Consider the following 5,046-nt stretch of genomic DNA (forward strand, 5'->3'; position numbering starts at 1 on the left):
TCAGAAAAACCTGATAAAGTCCCAAAGAAGAAATATACAGACGGGCTGATTTTATCTTCTTCGTACAGTTAAACTCTTTCCTGAAATAAACCGGACGGTGATCATCGGGAGTTTTCCCTTCTGCAACAATCCATTCGGCTTTCCATAATGCGTGGTCGAACATTGCTGTTTCCCACCAGGCGGGCTCGCTCCATGAACTCGGTTTTTGTTTGTTATCCCAGATGCGTACCTGCCAATAATAGCGCATTTTCGATTCAAGCTGACGTCCTTTGTATTCGACATTCACCGATTGATCTGACATCACTTTCCCTGAGTTCCACACCAGTTTATTTTTCTGGTTAAACAAGGCCGGTGATTCAGCGACCCGAACCTCATAGGCCGTTTGTCTGAAATTTGATTCGGAAGCATGAGTCTGCCAGGTAAGCCTTGGACTTGCGACATCAATCCCTAATGGATTCGAAAGATATTCGCACAATAAACCGGAAACTACAGTATTTGAACCAAATAATAAAACCGGCAAGTGCAAAATCGCAAGTAAAATAATAAATCTGGTCTTCATCATATTAAGTTTAAATTATACTTAAATACCAGCTTTATATGGATTGTCATTTGCTTCAAATTCATATTTACCGGAATTCACTTGAAATATTTTATGTTTCATATTATGTTTACAATTTCTTATACCCGATTTCTATGAGTTGCTGGTCGAAGTTTTCAGGTAATTTTGTCATCGGTTTATTCATATCTTGCGATGCGTAATTGAGCATATTGCAGAATAAACGATCAGCTGCAGGGTCTTTACCGAGGTTTTCTCCAATAAATAATGTGTTCACAATGAATCGTCCCTGACCAAAATTCCAAATCCCTATATGGATTCCTGAGCAATAGGTATGACTTATGCGTGTTGCTCCACAGACTGTCTCCAAAGGATAAGTAAGTGGAGTATCCGCTTCGTCGAAAGTATGTGGCCCTTCTTTCCCGTCTATACTATATGCTTGAGATAAAGTATATCCCGAAATAATATTGCGAAAATATTTGTAATCCATCATGCCCCCTGAAGGCATTCCATCAAAAACCGGATGGTTCTTTGCCCATCGATCAGCGCGAAAATAAGCGGCTACATGGTCCATCCTTGCCATTAGTCCTTTATTGACAAGAGGCAACCAACGTGTAGTATTTTCACCATTTTTGAATGTCGAAGGAGAAAGAAAGATCGCAACGCTGCCACAAGCCATTTGGCGCACGATACTTAGCATTGTTGTACTATCCTGTGCCTTTCCGGCAATCAGAATTAACTGTCTTTTCGATTGAGTGGCATGATTAAACGGAAGTATTTTGACATTGTGTTCCTGCAACCATTTGTTGACTACAGTATCTGTACCGCAAAGTACAATCTCTTGTGGCGTTTTGGGGAGAGCCGTAGGATCAGTAACATAAAACTCTGTCTTACCTCCCATGGCAGTACCTCCTTTGTCCAGGGTTGCCAGAAACTGATATGTACCTTCCGCTCCGTTTATCGTAATATCCTCCGTCAAAACTGTCTGGGCAAACGGAGGCTCCTCTCCATTTATTATTTGAGGTATATTGACAAGCACTCTCTTATCAAATACAGGTTTTAGATCAGGACCCACTACCTGAATTGTTGCCGGATACTTTCCCGGCGGCAAAATGTCCAGATTGGAAAATGAAACCCTTAATTGAATCCGATTACCGCTGTATATGCTTTGCGGCTCGGTGCTTAAGCACCAGCGAAGTGAAGAATTGGCCAATAAAACAGAACCAATCAGTTCGGGCTTGAGTCTGCGAAAATTTGTAGCTACACTTTCTCCCCAGCTATAATCCGCAACACTATTGGTTGGCGTATAAGCAACTAAATAAGGATTGGACCGATTTGCTGCATCAGCAGTTTCACGAAGGGAACATGCTGTTTTATATGCATCTTTAATATAATCTTCCGGCCGGGTCCAACAACTTCTTAGGTCAAATTTTCTCCAATCGGCAAGAAATTTACCATATTGGCGTTTAAAGTAACGGGCATCATCAGATTGTTCTTTGCCCCATTGCTGATAATCTCCGAGTTCTGATGGTAAATCGACAGGCGCACAAAGACCGGTTTCGCTAATAAAAATCTTTTGACTGGAAGCATTTGATTTGCCCGAGAGTTCATCAAGTGTTTTTATACTATATGGTATGAATTTATAGGGATGGCAATCTATTAATTTATCTTCTCTGACATCCCATGTTATAGAACCCGGATTACTCATGCTTCCGATTTCTTTTGACTGATCAAATCGTCCACTGTTTAAACTAAACATTCGGGTTGGATCAAGAATCCGTAATGAAGGCAGTAGATTAACTGCTTTGCGAAATAGTATCCCATCATGCGTTTCATTAAGTACGCCCCACATTACTATACATGGATGCATTCTATCACGTTTGACAACATCCCCTATTGAATTTTCAAATCGTTTACCCAATTGAATATCAAAATAGTCAGGGTTCTCAAGTTTATATACACCACCATGTTCTCCCATTTGCCAGGATCCGTAATGCTCCTGATAAACCATAATACCTAATTCATCATAAATGTCAAGTACACGGGGATTAGGGCATCCAAAGAAAATCCTTACAAAGTTAAAGCCAAGAGACTTCATATTAATTACATCCCTTCTCAACATATCTTCATTTAATGGAACGGTATATCCCACCGGATAATGTGTAGCAAAATTGGAGCCCTTTAAAAAAATTCTCTTACCATTAAGTCTAAAATAACCATCCTCAAATCGGAAATCACGAAATCCGAAACGGACAGAGCGGTCGTCAATGAACGTATTTGTCTCTACTGAAGCTGTTATGCGATAAAGCATTGCCTCATCCGGACACCATAACTTATGGTCCGGCACTGGAATCTCTAATTCAACAATATTGCTGCCAGGTTCAATTTTATGTGTATAATTTTCCAATGCTACAGTCAATCCCGTGCGTGCTTCCGAAATTTTAAAAGATAAAGATGATGATGTCTCTTTGGACTGAGTATTCAAAATAGTTGTTTGTATCTTTATTTTACCAGTTTTCCAGTCTGGAACAACATACAAATCAGCTATACGAACAGCCGGAACCATCAACAATTTCACATCCCCAATTATACCTCCTGAATTGTAAAATGAGTTGCTTCCATATGGATAATTTTTCATGCCGGAAGGAGTTTCTTTAAGCGCAATGCCTTCAATCGGCGTGTAGGTGGGATTGAGTACACGAACAACCAGCAGGTTCTTTCCACCCTGAATTAATTGATCGGTTACATCGAATTCAAAGGGGATTTCGCTTCCTTCATGACTTCCAATGGATTTGCCATTTACCCATACATCAGCTAAATAATCTACAGCATTAAATTTTAGAAGATAACGCCCACTCTGATGAAGATTTTTTGGTGTGTCAAATTCACGCCAATACCAGGCTACTCCATGATAATCATGAAAGATATCCTGAATGACCCAAGGTACGGGGGTTTGTTTGGAGTCGGAAACCGGAGGCGTTATAAACCAGTCGTTTTGACGACCCACATTGACGCTGTCAATGGCAATTCTCCAGTTATTCCCGTTAAGTGAGATTGTTTGAGTACAAATTCCTCCCGGGTTTTTCAGCTTAATCTCTTTTGAAAAAGACAAGTTGCATAATATGCTTAAAAGTAATGCCAGTAAATTCTTCATAATTTTTGTTAAGCTATAATTCATTTTTAACTGCATTTACATAAAAAAATTATTTTCTTAAACTCCAGTATTGCATCTCTTCATATTACAGATAACTGGAGAACCAATATTCTCCGGATTCGACATTGAATACTGCACAACCGTTTTCTACGTGAAGGAATGTCGCACAAGAAGCGTTTTTGAGTTGCAGTTCGCCTTCTTTTACATTGGAGACATCTTTTGTAGGCATATAGATCGTAGCGGTCGTATTGGGCGGAACCACGACATGCATTGAAAATGTCGCTCCTTCAACCTTCCAGTCACAGGCGATTTTTCCCCTCACCGAGTTGTAATCGGATTTGGCCCATGTCACTTTGCCGCCCATTCTCGGAGCGATCGAAAAATGTTTGTAGCCGGGAACCAGTGGATCGGGACGAATCCCTCCGACCGATCCAAAAATCCATTCGGAAACCGCGGCAAACCCGACATGGTTTAATCCGTTCATGGGACTCGGATTGATACCCATCCCCGGAATATACCCATCAAAACGTTCCCAGAGTACCGTCGCCCCTTGATCGACCATGAAGCCAAACGAGGGAAATTCCGGCTTCATTGCAAGTCGATAGGCCAACTCATGGTGACCGTTTCCCGACAATACGTTCAGCAGTGGAAGTGTTGAGATAGTTCCTGTAGTCACATGTCCGCCTTTCAATTCAATAGCGTTTAGAAGCTTTTCCATAAGAAGTGGTTTTTCGTCGGGTTTCGCAGCATTCCATCCCAGCGACAAGGCATACGCGGTCTGAGCACCGGTTTCTGGTTCTTTATCACGAAGACCAGCAATTATGGGATCACTAAACAACTTGCTCACGAACGCTTCAGCAGTCTCACTGTCCTGCCTTTTGCCAAGCACATCTGCTATATCACGAAATAATTTTGTGATATAGATAAGATCTATCCTCTGAATCAATTCCTTCGATATATGACCCTCTCCCAAATCACCCCATTTTTTTGCACCGGGACGTATTGTCATGAATGCCGATAGCCAATCCCCATTATGTTCAGGCCAAAGGACGGTACCCTTCTCATAGTTTGACATTAGCAGATAAATATATTTCCGAACCGCCGGAAATGTCTCATTAAGTAGCCTTTTATCTCCGTAGTTCAACCAGGAGGTCCACGCCATGGTCAGCACCGCATCCGACCAAATGCATGATCGCTGACCGTCCATTTCAGGCGATTGTGATGGGAAATGGCCATCTTCCCATTGATCGTCCATCATGTCAAGGCAACGTTTCCTAAAGTAGGTGGATGTATCAAAGTTGTACGTCATGCTTTGTGCCAACGTCGATCCACAATC

3 protein-coding genes are annotated in these 5,046 nt (G+C 41.5%); all 3 read right to left on the reverse strand.

Features of this window, described 5'->3' with window-relative positions; all coding sequences use genetic code 11:
- Positions 1 to 562: hypothetical protein (locus M0R21_13700; GenBank protein ID MCK9618877.1), on the reverse strand; the 562-nt coding region annotated here is incomplete at its 3' end.
- Positions 563 to 668: 106 nt separating this feature from the next.
- Positions 669 to 3,710, reverse strand: coding sequence for a hypothetical protein (locus M0R21_13705; GenBank protein ID MCK9618878.1), 3,042 nt, complete (start codon positions 3,708 to 3,710; stop codon positions 669 to 671).
- Positions 3,711 to 3,795: 85 nt separating this feature from the next.
- Positions 3,796 to 5,046, reverse strand: a 1,251-nt coding sequence (locus M0R21_13710; protein ID MCK9618879.1) for a hypothetical protein, incomplete at its 5' end; no start/stop codon positions are given.

Source organism: Lentimicrobiaceae bacterium, assembly GCA_023227965.1.
Classification (GTDB): Bacteria; Bacteroidota; Bacteroidia; order Bacteroidales; family JALOCA01; genus JALOCA01.